This is a genomic window from Brevibacillus laterosporus LMG 15441, from assembly GCF_000219535.2.
Lineage (GTDB): Bacteria > Bacillota > Bacilli > Brevibacillales > Brevibacillaceae > Brevibacillus_B > Brevibacillus_B halotolerans.
On record NZ_CP007806.1, the window covers coordinates 3,423,846 to 3,437,642 of the forward strand.

Genomic DNA, 13,797 nt, shown 5'->3' on the forward strand with positions numbered 1-13,797 from the left:
TGTCCACTCGCCACGCGCAATTCATCAGCCAATTGCCCGATCCTAACAGCTACATCCCTCATCTCCACCTGCTGGGCCTGTTCCTTTGATGCCAAAGAGGTTGGTTCCTCGCTTGGTTAGTCCACTTTCCCCCCAAGCTGATTCAAGGATTGCTTGAGCAATTGTAAGGGATGCAAGTATCTTTATTTTCTTCATGTCAGCTACAGAACTTGGTGCGATCTTATTTATAAAGTCTTGTGGTTTCATTGCTTGTTCCCTCCGTTGTCTGGTTTTACATAGCTATATGCTCCCGAAGCCGTTAATCCAACGACTACCGCTGATAGTAAATTGGTTTTTACTTCTCCGTTTGGAAGAAATACAAATAGAGCTGAAAAAGCCATTGCGACTAATGGAGCAAATTTATTCGGAACTCCAAACCCTTTACACACCAGTTAGCGCCGCAACAATTGGGGCTAATGTAGCGATATCAGTGGTCATCTCCATTCCTTATCCCACCTTTTCGTTCTTGGACATCACTGCCAAGTTCTGCTAAACTCCGTTCAATCTGTTGCAGGATAGTTGTATTTCTTTCGAGCTGAATCACCATTTTCTCGTTTTGTTTCATGAGTTTTGCTTCACGTTCTTTCCCATCTTTTTTGGTAGAAAAAAAGTAACCATACAAACAAAAGAGCAAATGGCCCTTGGGACATCACTGCCTTGTAATCATTTCTTCCATGCTTCCCTTCTCCTCATCACCCCCTAGGGGCAAAAGTAAAAAGGGAGCCGCAGCTCCCCATGAAAAAACGCCTTTTAAAATGAGAAGGCGCTATTTGTAGCTAATTCTTCGTACCCAAGTACAGTAAGTTGTCTTTTAACCTCAGGACGTATTTTAATCGGAACCCGGGGATAGGTTTTGTCACCATCCAATATTAGATATACATATATGGTCGCAAAAGGCATGATGGACTCACCCCCTTTCACTAGCACCCAAAGCCAAAAGAAAAACGCCTCTAAAGCTCTTCTAATCAGCTTCATTGGCGCTTCATTGACTTTCAACTTTATCTCTAATTTTTTGGGGAACCTACTCCAAAGTCTTGTCTCCAGATCTAATTAGTGAGCAGTAGGTGAGTAGTAGATTGGTACCATTGAATTCATTAGGCATTACCTCCAGATTGTAATTCTATTAATTGTTCAAACAGCTCTGTTACGGCAATCATGATAGCTGTAATCCGCTTGTTCGATTCTAAATTTTGCTCGTATATGTCTGTGACAATGAGCATTAAGTCACACTTTTCCTTTTCGAGTTGGTCTACCTGATCTAGCAGTTTCTTTTTCTCTTGCTCCTGCTTTTCTTTGGCAGCACGCATTTTCTCTAAATCCGTTGATTATGTAATTTCTCCCCTTATACTATCAAATCACAAATTTTATAAGAATATTTATCTTTTCATTTAGTAATAAACAATAATACCTTCTCAATAGTTTATTTCAAAATATTACTTTTATAATCATTGAGTCTAGATTACTATAAAACTTAATGCTATTATTTTTTTAGGATAATATTCCAATCAAAATAAAAAGGAATGGTATATGCGTGAGTAATCAATTAACACTTTTAAACGTACATTTGGAAAATTACTTGTTAAATAGCCCATTTGATAATCTTGATAAAGCTTTTGAGGTTTTTTCGACTGAACAAATATTTAAAGATGAAGGAATAGGGATAGATGAAATATTAATGGGATTAGTAGGTGATACTAAAGATTACGGCATCGATGGAGTTTATATCTACTTAAACAATGAATTAATTAACAATATTGATGAATTTGAATTACAAACTAAGATGACATTAGAATTACATTTTCTACAATACAAAAATACAGATAGTATTTCCGAACAAGTTATTAATAAATTTATAGTTGCTACTGAAGAAATATTTAATTTAGATAAAGATCTCCAATCTTATCAGTCTGCTATTTCTAGTAATCTTCTAGAAAAATTAGAATTAATACATAGTATAATTAAAAAGATAGCAATTAGACACCCCAAAATAAATGTAACCTTCTATCATGTTTGTAAAGGTGATAGTCAAAATATTTTTGGATCTAAACATAGTAACTTGTCTTATCTAAATAAAATAAATACTCTCAGAAACAGGACGCTCGATTCGAATCTTGGTCATATGGACTTTGATTACAAAATAGTTGATGCTGGGGCTCTTCTAGATCTTTTAAGAAAAGAACCTAACTATTCACTTCCACTTAAATTGAACGAAAATCCAATAGCAATTGAATATACTGAAACAAACCAAAGAGGATATATAGCTTCTGTAAACGTAAAAGAATATTATAAATTTTTATGTGATCCTACAGACAATTCTTTAAGAAAGTATTTATTCGAATCAAACATTCGAGATTTTCAAAATAATACTTCAGTCAATAACGATATTGAAAATACCCTTAAGGAAAAAAGTGAGTTTGATTTTTGGTGGTTAAATAATGGGATAACTATTATAGCTGAAAATGGTACTCTAGTTGGTAAAACACTACAACTTGAAAATATTCAAATTGTAAACGGGTTGCAAACTTCACATACTCTTTATAAAGTATTTTCTGAGAATCTTCCAGAATCAGACACAAGATCAATATTACTAAAAATTATTATTACTGATAAAAAAGAAACCATGGATTCCGTCATAAAATCTAATAATTCTCACAACCCTGTCCCTCCAGCCTTACTCAGAGCAACTCATAAAGTACAGAGAGACATTGAAGACTATTTTTTAGCTAATGGTTTTTATTACGATAGGAGAAAAAATTATTATCGGAATCAAAATAAACCTCTTAAAAAAATTATTTCAATAAATTATTTATCACAGTGTTTAACATCAATTATTGAGAAAAATCCTTCTAAAGCGAGATCTAACCCTACGATTCTTACAAAAAAAGAAAGTGATTATAACAGGCTTTTTCCTGAAAGTAGGCCAATGGAAACCTATATACAATCTATAAAATTAATGAAACGAGTTGAAGTATTTTTGAAACAAGTTTTTACTCCGACCGATGATAATGATACCGCTTTATCTACCTATTACCATTTTCATATTTCTAGAGTGCTTGTTTCAGTAATTCTCAATAAATCTCGATATAACGGAGATAAAGATTTTAAAAAAATTGATGTAGACAATATTAATGATGAACAAATTAATCAAGCGTATCATTTCACAAAAGAACTTGTTTTAAGGTATTCAACTGAAAATAAACAAAGTAATTTAACCTATGTTTCAAAACAAATACCATTGAGTGATTTTATTAATGATAATATTCAAACCTTATTAACACAATAACTTTGCTTTTTAATACTATTTTAAAAAAGTGCAATATCTGTACATCTTTTTTCGAACAAATTCTTTAATTTTATAATGAATTTTGGCAGAGGCCTTTAAATTTTTTTCAAATCTAATTTAGAAGCCAGCTACTCAAAAACATTTTTAGTCGATTAAACTACCCCACCCCGCCTGATTTGATCTGGCGGGGTGTTTGTTGTATCCCCGATCCACAAGCAATACAATCTCTTTGTAGTTATAAAATACTCTGCTTAGGCTTCCACACTCACTACATCCTCTACAGGTATCCACCAAAAATCCTCATCATTCTTTAACTTGATTTGTTTAAACGTTGAACCAAACTTATCTACCCAGCCCAAAGCCGATTCAATTACTCCTCTACCCTCTTTTGTTTCTTTCCACCACCTAATTGTTAAGGCATAGTCATACTGACGTGAGTCAGATATCTGTAGCAAAACTCGGCTAGCTCATCCTCTTCAATGATCGGCTTCTCGATTAGTTTTTTATCCTCATGATACTGACGTAACATTTCTGCATGTTCTGGCAAGATGAATTTCGTTACAAGTGGGTCAAGAATTTTGCTAGCCATCAAAACATCTCCTCGGATACAAATGTACGTTCCTATTTTATTTTATAGATGAGGAAAATATGCAATGGATGGAAATGGTATTTAAAGTTCGACCAGCAAAACGAGTTCTACATGATTTCTCAACATTTGACATTTTTTCCATATATAATTATTCTATTCTTAAATATAAGAAAAGGAGAAATATTATGAAGAGATTACTGTTTTCTGCTCTTACTGTTTTTCTATCTTTAAGTTTATGTTTTAGCGCTTATGCCGAAACAACCCAAACAGAATTGAAAGAAAATGAACGAGAAGCCCTTGTTTCAGACATTGGTTTGGATGAAGAGGAACTGGAAGATATGCCTCCTCATATCTTGCAAGCATTGATTGATCAGGACGCTAAAAAAATTGGTTCGAAAACGGTTACTCATAAATTTGATGAAGGTCAATCTGAGATGAATAAATCATTGGCCAAAAAGAAGGATGAAGAAGATGATTTTAGCGAAATAGAGCTAAAGGCAAAAGCTTTTGAAGTCAAAAGTGATAGAAGTGGTTATCGAAAATACTATTTATACGGTAAATTCGAGTGGTCAGAACCCCCGATTTGGACGTTAACTGATAAAATGTCAATTGGATACCCTGCAACCTCCAAATTCTTTATGCCTATGACCTCAAAAGGTAAACCAGATGATCATGAAAATCGCTATTGTACTAAACCAGCTTTTAAAAAGAAATGGGAATGCGAAGATTCTTCAAAAGCATCTGATTGGGACCCAGGTATTGGTGTAGCAGCAGAGTATGACTTACAAATGGGTAATAGACAACTACACTCTGGATACATTTCTCAATATGTTTACGCTGATAAATATGAAAGAGGTACGATTAATATTAAGTTCCAATACGGGCATGCAATTATAGGCGGTTCTATATCAGTTTCTTATAAGCCCGTGGGACTTTCCATTCAACCCGAAAAAACTACCCAAGTGGCAGATTTTGGTATAGAATTTAAGTATCCAGAACTTTAATTTACCCGGTTTTTTCCGGTAATGTTAGACACTATAAACTATTGATCTGAAGGAGAGAAGCTTCTGTGATATTACGCGTTATACTATACTGGTTACTCACAATGGCAATAATGTTTTTAGTGTTTTTAGTTATCGGAAGTACCAAAGGTTCTTTTATTGAGAATATGGTGATATTACTTGCAATCGCTCAATCATTCGCTATTGCTTTATTAGTGGCTCTTTTGCGAAAAAATAATAAATGAAAACACCACAACCTAATAATCGAAAAAACCTTCTAACGGTTTACATGGTCTTACCCCTGTCAAGTAGACAGTTGGAAACAAGCCCTTTCCTAGGCAACCTGAGCTCGGTATTTCACCGGGCTCAGGTTATTTAAACGGACTTGAATACGCTCATTATTATAGAAATGAATATATCGTTTAATCACCTTTTGCACCTCTTCAGCCTTCGTAAAAGATTCTAGGTACAAACATTCTGTTTTGAGGTGACTAAAAACCTTCGATACAAGCGTTGTCCAGACACTTACCTTTTCTTGACATACTAACCGTAATATTAGATGCTTGTAGAAATTCGTTATATTTTTTGGATGTGTATTGGTATCCTTGATCACTATGCAAGAGGACACCATTCACATCTCTTTTTTTAATAGCTGCTTTTACCGTATCCATAACAAGTTTCAGATCATTCCGTTTACTGATTCGATAAGCCATGACTTCATTATTAAATAGATCGTAAATAACCGACAGATACAGACGACGTCCATTAAAAATTACAAACGTAATGTCCGTTGCCATTTCTCCAGAGGACGTGAAGCAGTAAAATCACGGTTTAGTCTATTTTCGGAAACGACAACTTGCTCTCTTCGACCAAAAAACTTACGTTTTTTCCGAATGCGTGCTTGAATTCCTATTCCTTCATCAGTCGATATACGCGTTTATGATTGATGGGAATGCCATGTGTTTGGCGGAGCCAAGCTTGTATCCGTGGGTACCCATAAATCCCTTTAAATCTTTGATAAGCGGCCGTGATGATCATTTTAGCTTTTGTTCTTCCTTCTGCTTTTGGGACGGATACTCTTGATAGCGCAGCCATTTATAATAGCCACTTCTTGAAACTTGAGCGATCTTACAAAGAAGTGAAACAGGAAACCGTTTAGCCAACTCCGTAATGATCTTAAATTCTACCGTTTTCTTCCTGGTCTTCTTCCTTCCTTCTGGTCTCCAAGAGCTTAAGAATTCTATCTCTGCCTCAAGGCGCTGTATTTTTTCCGCTGGGGGAAGAGATTTTTCACGAGTCTTCTCTGTTTTTCTTGTTTTCCCGCTACGATCCTCTAAGCCTTTCAATCCATCATCTCTGTATTTTCTAACCCACCTGCGGAACATTCTTAAATCAAGACCGTATGTTTCTCTAATCTCCCTATAAGTAGTCCCTTGCTAAAAACATTCCACTACATGATGTTTGAATTCAAGAGAATACGTCTTTTTAGTGCTGCTCATAAAAATTCCCCTCCAAGTAATGAAGTGCACCCCTTAAAGTAGACATTGGAAAAAGCCCTGAGGTTATCCGATGAACTTTAGGGGGTGTATTTTTCATGGCGGTTAAAGGACAAAAATTTAAAAGTTATCCAGAATCATTGAAAATGGAAGCCATCCGTTTACACATTGAGGAAAGATGGACGTACAAACAAATTGTAGAGCATTTGGAAATTCAGGACAAAGATCGCTTAAAAAAGTGGATGAGAAAGTACAGACAACAGGGTGAGTTTGGACTTCTAGATCGACGCGGACGTCGTGAGGCCTATATTGATCAGGATAGATATGTCCAGAAACTGAAGCACGAGAATGAAATCCTAAAAAAGTGTTTGGAAATCTGGATGCGGGAGGTGTAAGGAAGAAGTATCGAATTGTGGAGAGTTTGTCTACAATATATCCAATTACTGAGGTTTGTAAGGTGTTAGGAGTTTCGAGAAGTGGCTATTACAAGTACCTCTCTACTAGAAACTTGTATAGGGATAAATCGATGAAAAAACGGATCAGAACGATCTATGAACAAAGAAAAGGAATATATGGATATCGTCGAATTCAGGCCGAACTGTTACGCCAATTTGGTTGTAGGGTTAATCATAAGAAAGTATTACGCATCATGCAAAATCTGGGACTTAAATCCATCATTCGCCGTAAACGTTCCTATATGACTGCCCATCAAGCAAAGGTATCGGATGGACGTGTTGCAGATAATTTACTCAAGCGTGATTTTACCGCTCAAGAGCCTAATCAAAAATGGGTAACTGACGTTACCCAATATCGAATTGGTGAGGAACGTATCTACCTTTCTGCAATCAAAGATTTATGTACGCATGAGATTATCGCTTATCATATCAGTACTCGAAATGACAATGCGCTTGTTCTAGAGACTTTTAGGAAAGCATTTGAAATGCAAAAAGACGTGACTGGTTTGATCGTTCACAGCGACCAAGGCTCCCAGTACACGTCCCATGCATACCACGACATGCTGCCTACGGTTGGCGCCCAAATCAGCATGTCCCGACGGGGCAATTGCCTAGACAATGCCTCGATAGAAAGCTTCTTTTCTCATTTGAAAACCGAAGCCCTATATCCCTATGATATACGAGATCTTCAAGATGCTCAAAGGAGAATTGAAAATTACATTTATTTTTACAACGAAGAACGTCTTCAACTGAAGTTAAATAAACTGACGCCTAGTGAATTTAGGCGTCAGTTAGCGGCCTAACGGCCGGGGCTTTTCTTACTGTCTACAAAACGGGGGCTTGACCATAAACAGTAAAGGGCTTTCTTCTTACTGTCTACCTAAAGGGGATATACCATTTATAACTTTCCGTCAGAGGCCTTTCCCGTTATCTTTCCATAGTTGTTAATAATAATTCAGCTCATTTTTTTCGTTTTTGGGGAACAACCAATTTCTTCACTTGATTGCAATGTGGTGCTACCCCTAGTAGACGGATAATCAAAAAGTGACTTACTATATTTCAGTTCTAATTAGTGGAACTTTAATCTCTTGAACGACAGTTCCACTCCCGTTATTGTTTCGTAACTTTGAATCTGTGATGTCTTCAATTTTTAAAATGAAGTCCGTTCCATAATTAGATTTGAAAGTACCTTGGCCTTTAACGATTACATCTCTTCCACTAGGTTGAAAGTTTCTGAAATCTCCCCATCCTTTTTGTTGGCATTTGGTAAGTACAGCACCTATATTTATTCCTCCGCCATTGGGATAACCTGGTAAAACCCCCCAAGCTATACCCCCAACATTTGCGTAAAGGTTAGCTTCACCTGATATAGATCCAGTATTTAGGTATGCTAAAACTCTATAGGTTTTACCTGCTGGTACTTTAATTTTTTGTGATGGGCTTTTATATGATACTTGTTTAGTTTTAGTATCAGTGGAAGAATTTTGAAAGTTATATTCAGTAGAAGCTTCCATGCTACCCTGAGCAATCGGGAATTTCATGGTAGCAGTGGTTTTGACTCCTAATTTTAATCCATGAGTTGTTGTATTTGAAGTGCTTTCCGTATAGGTATAGTTAAACTCGGGTGTTAACAGCTCTTGATCCATTGTTCCTTTTGAGTTATCTAATACGTTTTTTCCCGCATATAAAGGTGTCCCCGATACTTCGGTTGGACTTCCTTCTAATGTAGCCCATGCATTACTTACTTTATACTGTGAAATTCTTCTTTCGCCAATAACATTTTTAGGTGGTGTTAAGAAAACAATACCTTCAGTGGGACTATAAGAGAATTGTTGTTCATCACTGGGTTTGAAGTTAGTATTCCATGCTTCATTAAGGGTTCCAGCTTCATTTTCTCTTGCCAAGTCCCGTAATCTTTCTTGAACATCTGTGGATGACGCATGAACAAATTGCGTACTCGAAAAAAGGAACACACTTATAAGAATTAAACTTGCAAATTTTTTCATAAAAACCCTCCCGTTAATATTTTATTATGTGAATATATTCACATAATAAAATCATACAATTAAATTCCACTAAATTCCACTATTTTCATTATGTAATCAGATATGTTCATAAATTCTCCATTTTTATAACAATTATTTTGCAATTGGATTGTTGTTTATTTCTCAATGTATAATCTCTGTAAAATTAGGTTACACCCATAATAAACACAGACCGACTCTTTATTGTAAATAGACGAAACGATGCCTAGTTGTAAGTTCAAAAGGTTTTATTTAGAAATAAAAGTAAGCCTATGACCTGTTTTTACGTGTATCTCGGCTGAATCCCATTATCTCTTAGCGTACAGGAAATCGGCTTCTTCTTTATAAAATTTTGCTTAGCGTACGAAATTCGCATTTTGTTGGTGCTATCCCTGGTGCTATCCCAAATGTCTAACATCGTATCCAATGACTTATTATACTAGCCATCAAAACATCTCCTTAAATACAAATGTGTGTTCTTATTTTATTAGATGATGAGGAGATTATGCAATGGTTAGAATTGGTATTTACACCGAATGTAAATGAAAGAAGTACTGCCAAGCCTCCAGATGGTCACATTCTTTACAGGTGTCCTCTATATACCTTCCATACATAGGTTTAATATTAATATTTACATATTTGTATTAAATTGGTAATATAATGGAAATTAATAGAAAATAGGAGGAACAAAAAAAATGGCCTTTAAAAAGCTTTCTATTGCTGTAGGGATTTGTTTAGTAGTATCTGGAGGGAGTTCTGCATTCGCAAAATCTGAGGATATGAATGAACCTACTATTACACATGAAACAATAGGTGATTTGGAAATCGTTGAAAAAGTCTGGAATACTCCTGTGAATTATGATTATGAGGATGCTCTTGAAGAAGATAAGGAAACGAAATATACTCCCAAGGGTATTAGTCCTCAGTATGTCGATTTCAATGAAACCGTTTATGAAATTAGCAAAAAGGATTTATATAAAGCAAAAAGTTTTGAAACAGAAGTAACAAATAGGGGTTCGGCAAATGACTCTGTTACAAGATCAGTTTCAAGAAAAACATTTGTTACCGGAAAAGTAGGCACATCAGGTGAAACAGCAGTTAATTGGAAGCTAATTCAAGGGAAAGTAGGAATAAATGCAGAGGTTGCATTTGGAAAGGAAACTGTTGAGACTACAACTTACACCTGGACCATTCCTGCAAATACTGTTACAACTATTGAGTACGGATCAAAAGCAGTAAGCACAAGCGGAAGTATAGTGAAGTACTTCCACGGGGAGCCAAAGAAAACCACTTATGTATACACCGATTACTCATATTCCGAGTATGCTGATAAAAATCCAAAAAAATTGAGGTAGCAAAAAAAACTACATGAAAAGAACACCTGTCATTCCAGCCGTTCTCATTGCTTCATTATTTCTGTTTAGTGGTTGTGCAGTAGATAAATCGCCGAGAAAAATAGACAAAATATCAGAGGAAACGATTCAGAAAGTATCCAGCAAAACCTATCAATCGATTAATGAGTACAGTAAGGAAATTGCTGGACAGCATCTAAAAACATCTGTACTTCAAATATCCCAAAAAGATACCTTGGCTGATCTTAAACTTGAAATTTCTATATCGGAATATTTAAGGGAAAAGATGGTGGATACTGAAAAACCTATTTATTTTACGTTTGGGGACGTATTGGGTAGCAAAAAAATAGGGCAGTTACTTGTTGAATCTCCTCCAGTTATTCAAATTGATTTGAGTAAAGGTAAAGAAAACACCTATACTCTTTCACAACAACTCAAATTAAAAGAGAAACCGTCAGAGGAAGAGAAAAAAACACTTTTAACTCCGGAGAATTATGAGCTACAAGTGCTCAATGAAGAAAAGTTAGCTGTAGCTGTTTTCATTGGATTGGAAACCCCAACTATTCAGAAATAAAGCGTGAAAACAAAAAAATAGCCCTCCGACAGAAAAATTAAACCGTCAGAGGGCTTTCGCATTATCTTCGTCTCGCTAAATCAAAATAAAAGGGTAATTGCTATGAAGTTTGGAATGCGTAAGCCAAGTTTCAAAAAGCGTGTAGCAGCTAGGACAAGCCTAAAAAGACAGTTAGTACATCGAGCTGGATTGAAGGATGCCAAAAGGCTGGGGATGGCTCAGAAATCCTAAGAAGTATGCTTATAATAGGGATAGCGTCAGGAAAATGCGGATTTACAACGTTAAGGAAATTACAATCGAAGTATGTTTAGTTCTGATTCGCAGGTTTTCGAAAGTATTTCAACAACCATCTACAGAGCATCTTAAGTAGATCTTTTGCCATACTGTTACACTCCTTATCCTTGTGCAAGAGTGCTAAGCAGACGTTTTTTCATCATCTTTAAATTTTATTTTTTGTCAAGCATTATTGATGGCGAAAAGCCCTAAATAGCAAATAAAAACATCCCCAAAAATGATAAACCTAAATAAAAGAATGCTTCGTGTTTGATGACAACTGAAGATGATGTTATTTCATCTTTTTCGTTGCTATTTTTTTTCAAGAAGACGTGAAAGAATGCTTTAAAGATGAAATATCCAATAATAGCGCCTAGTGTGTTCATAATTAAATCATCTGTCGTTGTGTTTCGACTTTGAGTAAACAACTGACTTAATTCAATACATAAAGATAACAAAAATCCCGACAAGGCAACCTTTTTTATTGTTCGAAATTGTTTCCAAATCAATGGTAACAAGAATCCTAATGGTATCGTCATTATAATATTTAAAACATACGGCATAGTTACCTCAGAACTAGAGAATGGAACTAAATAAATTCGATTAAATTCAGATGTAGATGCGGTAACAAACCTTTGCACATCCCAAATTGTTCCTATACCTGTTACACCATAAACAACTGACAGATACACTAAAAAAATAAATACCCCAAAAAAATGCTTGCGGGAAACTCTTCCTTCCTTCTTCTTAGCCCTTAGAAAAAATATTTTTTGAAATATAATACATAAAATACATGTGCAAATAATGTTAATTAATAAATCCGTATGAACAACATACATAATACATATACGAGTATAAACATATAAATACTGAAATAGTGACATAATATTCCCCCTTGCTGAATCTCCTAACTTTACATTAAACCTATGACTTTTAGAACCTAATTCAAGAAAATGTGGTCACAATCACTCCATCTATATTATCACCAGATATTTCATATTGTTCATTCGCTGGTACTTCAACTTCAATTGTCTCGTTTTGAGAAATTTATAGCGAATATGCCAAGGTTCATATTGAATTCCTGTAACATCCGTTTTATCCAAGGGATAGCGTAATATAAAGCCGTATTTCCAAGAATTTTCTTCTATCCACTCTCCTTCAGGTGTTTTATCCATCTTCATTTGAGTAGATCCTACATCAAGTGCTAATCCTAAATTATGTTCGCTATGACCCGCTGGCAGAGCATAGTCAGCTCCCATCTCTTCGTATAATTTGCTTTGCTCATCCAAGTCTCGATAACCACTGCTAATTAAAAAATTACTAACCCCATCCTCTTCGGCAGCAGCTATCATCTCCGAAAATTCTTCAGCTATTTCTTCTGACAATTTAATTTCGTTATCAAGTAACCCATACCCCTTCGTCAATTCTTTGTGCGTAAATAAATTTTACAATATCCTATTTTATACCTGCTTGTTGAACAGCATATTCACTGTTAACCAAAAGCAGATTCCCTTGATAGATCTGCTCTTCTGTACTCTCAATCTTTTGGGTATTTTCAGTAGCTGTATTATCATTTTGTTCATATATTTGATCCTCTACTTTATCTTGGGATATCGGTAATATATTAAAAATAAATACTAGAAATAATGCAAAAACCAATAAAAATCCCCACTTTTTCATTTTTAGTCTCCTCCTTGATGTAACTTGTTTATAGGATAGGAAAAACTTTTAAAATAAAAAGTCGGGTAAATATAAAATTTTTCTTAAATTTTTTACTTGGATTTTACACTTAATCTCTTTGGGAATCCTCCATTGGTAAACGGACTTCAAATATAGTACGTATTAAATTAACCTATTATGTATCAGAAATTTTTGAATCAACTATTTGATAAAGGCTACAGCAAACGTTCAGTTGAGTTAGTACACTCTACCATGCATAATGCAATGAGCAGAGCTGTTACATTAGGGAAGATTGAGAAAAATCCATGTATCGGTGCAACTATTAAAGGTCAACAAAAAGTACAGACTTTAAAATTTATGGAGTCAAAAGATATACCCTTTTTTTGCAACAAGCTTATCAATATAATTACATCTATTGGATTTACTTCAAGCTTTTAATTGAGACAGGGATACGAAAAGGTGAAGCTACTGCACTTCAATGGTCTGATATTGATTTAAAACAAATGACCATCAGCATCAACAAAACGCTCGATTTTTCTGCCAAGGATAGAAATGAGTTATTTGGTGATACAAAGACCTATCACTCTGTTCAAACGATTCATATTAGTTAAAACTTAGTTAATGATTTGATCAATCATGCAAAATATCAAAATCAAAACAAGTTAGCGCTAAACGATCTCTACCATCACGATCTTAACCTGGTTCTATGTAGAAATGATGGGAGCTTTATTCCTAAATCTTCTCTATTCAACGCTTTCTCAAGGATTTTAACTAGAGCAGGCATCCTCTCAATGCCCATACATTCTTTACGACACACTCACGCAGTTTTGCTTTTAGAAACAGGAGTAGATATGAAATACATTCAAGAGCGTCTTGGACACGGCAGCCTTCGAATCACATCAGACGTATACGCCCACATATCTAAAAAAATCGAAACTGATTCGATAAGCAAATTCAAAGAGTATATGCAAAATATTTACGACTAATTGAAAAAATGTGGGTGTTTTGTGGGTGCGTATGTGGGTGGAGAC

General features: G+C 35.2%; 15 protein-coding genes and 5 pseudogenes. 8 read left to right on the forward strand and 12 right to left on the reverse strand.

What is annotated here, in order from left to right; genetic code table 11:
• Window positions 1-66: 66 nt before the first annotated feature.
• The 4 genes and pseudogenes from BRLA_RS14735 to BRLA_RS14755 form a co-directional block, all read right to left on the reverse strand.
• Window positions 67-246, reverse strand: a pseudogene (locus BRLA_RS14735) (glucosaminidase domain-containing protein); the annotation flags it as partial.
• A gap of 220 nt (window positions 247-466) precedes the next feature.
• Window positions 467-604, reverse strand: coding sequence for a hypothetical protein (locus BRLA_RS24780; RefSeq protein WP_238547450.1), 138 nt, complete (start codon window positions 602-604; stop codon window positions 467-469).
• Window positions 605-614: 10 nt separating this feature from the next.
• Window positions 615-689, reverse strand: coding sequence for a BhlA/UviB family holin-like peptide (locus BRLA_RS24785; RefSeq protein ID WP_236867771.1), 75 nt, complete (start codon window positions 687-689; stop codon window positions 615-617).
• 444 nt (window positions 690-1,133) lie between these two features.
• On the reverse strand, window positions 1,134-1,346 hold the full coding sequence (locus BRLA_RS14755) for a hypothetical protein (protein ID WP_003335745.1): 213 nt from the start codon (window positions 1,344-1,346) through the stop codon (window positions 1,134-1,136).
• A gap of 224 nt (window positions 1,347-1,570) precedes the next feature.
• On the opposite strand from BRLA_RS14755, the gene BRLA_RS14760 reads away from it, so the two are divergent.
• Window positions 1,571-3,322: an AIPR family protein gene (locus BRLA_RS14760; protein WP_003335744.1), complete on the forward strand. Its 1,752-nt coding sequence runs from the start codon at window positions 1,571-1,573 to the stop codon at window positions 3,320-3,322.
• A gap of 251 nt (window positions 3,323-3,573) precedes the next feature.
• Here BRLA_RS14760 and BRLA_RS23370 read toward each other — a convergent pair.
• Window positions 3,574-3,911 (reverse strand): annotated as a pseudogene (locus tag BRLA_RS23370) (YolD-like family protein).
• Window positions 3,912-3,970: 59 nt separating this feature from the next.
• On the opposite strand from BRLA_RS23370, the gene BRLA_RS14770 reads away from it, so the two are divergent.
• Both BRLA_RS14770 and BRLA_RS24035 read left to right on the forward strand, forming a co-directional pair.
• Window positions 3,971-4,915, forward strand: a complete 945-nt coding sequence (locus BRLA_RS14770) for a hypothetical protein (RefSeq protein ID WP_238547451.1) — start codon at window positions 3,971-3,973, stop codon at window positions 4,913-4,915.
• Between the two features lie 65 nt (window positions 4,916-4,980).
• Complete coding sequence (locus tag BRLA_RS24035; RefSeq protein WP_154071886.1) at window positions 4,981-5,157, forward strand: hypothetical protein; 177 nt, start codon at window positions 4,981-4,983, stop codon at window positions 5,155-5,157.
• Window positions 5,158-5,246: 89 nt separating this feature from the next.
• Here BRLA_RS24035 and BRLA_RS25330 read toward each other — a convergent pair whose 3' ends face one another.
• From BRLA_RS25330 to BRLA_RS23375, 4 genes and pseudogenes are all read right to left on the reverse strand, one after another.
• Window positions 5,247-5,351 carry an IS3 family transposase gene (locus BRLA_RS25330; RefSeq protein ID WP_369333533.1) on the reverse strand — a complete coding sequence of 35 codons (105 nt, stop codon included), beginning with the start codon at window positions 5,349-5,351 and terminating at the stop codon, window positions 5,247-5,249.
• Window positions 5,352-5,403: 52 nt separating this feature from the next.
• Window positions 5,404-5,709, reverse strand: a complete 306-nt coding sequence (locus tag BRLA_RS23825) for a DDE-type integrase/transposase/recombinase (RefSeq protein ID WP_119912812.1) — start codon at window positions 5,707-5,709, stop codon at window positions 5,404-5,406.
• 112 nt (window positions 5,710-5,821) lie between these two features.
• A complete protein-coding gene (locus BRLA_RS25335) occupies window positions 5,822-6,007 on the reverse strand; it encodes a helix-turn-helix domain-containing protein (RefSeq protein WP_119912813.1) in 186 nt (61 codons plus the stop codon).
• Window positions 5,947-6,336: pseudogene (locus tag BRLA_RS23375) on the reverse strand (helix-turn-helix domain-containing protein); the annotation flags it as partial. The pseudogene BRLA_RS23375 and the gene BRLA_RS25335, both read right to left, overlap by 61 nt.
• A 170-nt stretch (window positions 6,337-6,506) precedes the next feature.
• On the opposite strand from BRLA_RS23375, the gene BRLA_RS14785 reads away from it, so the two are divergent.
• Together BRLA_RS14785 and BRLA_RS14790 are read left to right on the forward strand one after the other, a co-directional pair.
• Window positions 6,507-6,803, forward strand: a complete 297-nt coding sequence (locus BRLA_RS14785) for a helix-turn-helix domain-containing protein (RefSeq protein ID WP_003335133.1) — start codon at window positions 6,507-6,509, stop codon at window positions 6,801-6,803.
• A 17-nt stretch (window positions 6,804-6,820) separates the two neighbouring features.
• The gene (locus BRLA_RS14790) at window positions 6,821-7,666 is read left to right on the forward strand and encodes an IS3 family transposase (RefSeq protein WP_158332762.1); all 846 of its coding nucleotides are present in this window, start codon (window positions 6,821-6,823) and stop codon (window positions 7,664-7,666) included.
• Window positions 7,667-7,915: 249 nt separating this feature from the next.
• Here the strand turns inward: BRLA_RS14790 and BRLA_RS14795 are convergent, their stop codons facing one another.
• Entirely contained in the window at window positions 7,916-8,869 is a 954-nt protein-coding gene (locus BRLA_RS14795; RefSeq protein WP_003335736.1) for an ETX/MTX2 family pore-forming toxin, read from the reverse strand.
• Window positions 8,870-9,582: 713 nt separating this feature from the next.
• On the opposite strand from BRLA_RS14795, the gene BRLA_RS14800 reads away from it, so the two are divergent.
• Together BRLA_RS14800 and BRLA_RS14805 are read left to right on the forward strand one after the other, a co-directional pair.
• Window positions 9,583-10,242, forward strand: a complete 660-nt coding sequence (locus BRLA_RS14800; protein WP_003335734.1) for a hypothetical protein — start codon at window positions 9,583-9,585, stop codon at window positions 10,240-10,242.
• A 13-nt stretch (window positions 10,243-10,255) separates the two neighbouring features.
• Window positions 10,256-10,813 (forward strand): hypothetical protein, encoded by a 558-nt coding sequence (locus BRLA_RS14805; protein WP_003335733.1) that lies wholly within the window; start codon window positions 10,256-10,258, stop codon window positions 10,811-10,813.
• 482 nt (window positions 10,814-11,295) lie between these two features.
• Here the strand turns inward: BRLA_RS14805 and BRLA_RS14815 are convergent, their stop codons facing one another.
• Both BRLA_RS14815 and BRLA_RS14820 read right to left on the reverse strand, forming a co-directional pair.
• The gene (locus BRLA_RS14815) at window positions 11,296-11,925 is read right to left on the reverse strand and encodes a VanZ family protein (protein ID WP_164496774.1); all 630 of its coding nucleotides are present in this window, start codon (window positions 11,923-11,925) and stop codon (window positions 11,296-11,298) included.
• Window positions 11,926-12,031: 106 nt separating this feature from the next.
• Window positions 12,032-12,766: pseudogene (locus tag BRLA_RS14820) on the reverse strand (M15 family metallopeptidase).
• A 171-nt stretch (window positions 12,767-12,937) separates the two neighbouring features.
• Between BRLA_RS14820 and BRLA_RS23835 the strand changes: the two are divergent.
• Window positions 12,938-13,752 (forward strand): annotated as a pseudogene (locus BRLA_RS23835) (site-specific integrase); the annotation flags it as partial.
• Window positions 13,753-13,797: the final 45 nt, after the last annotated feature.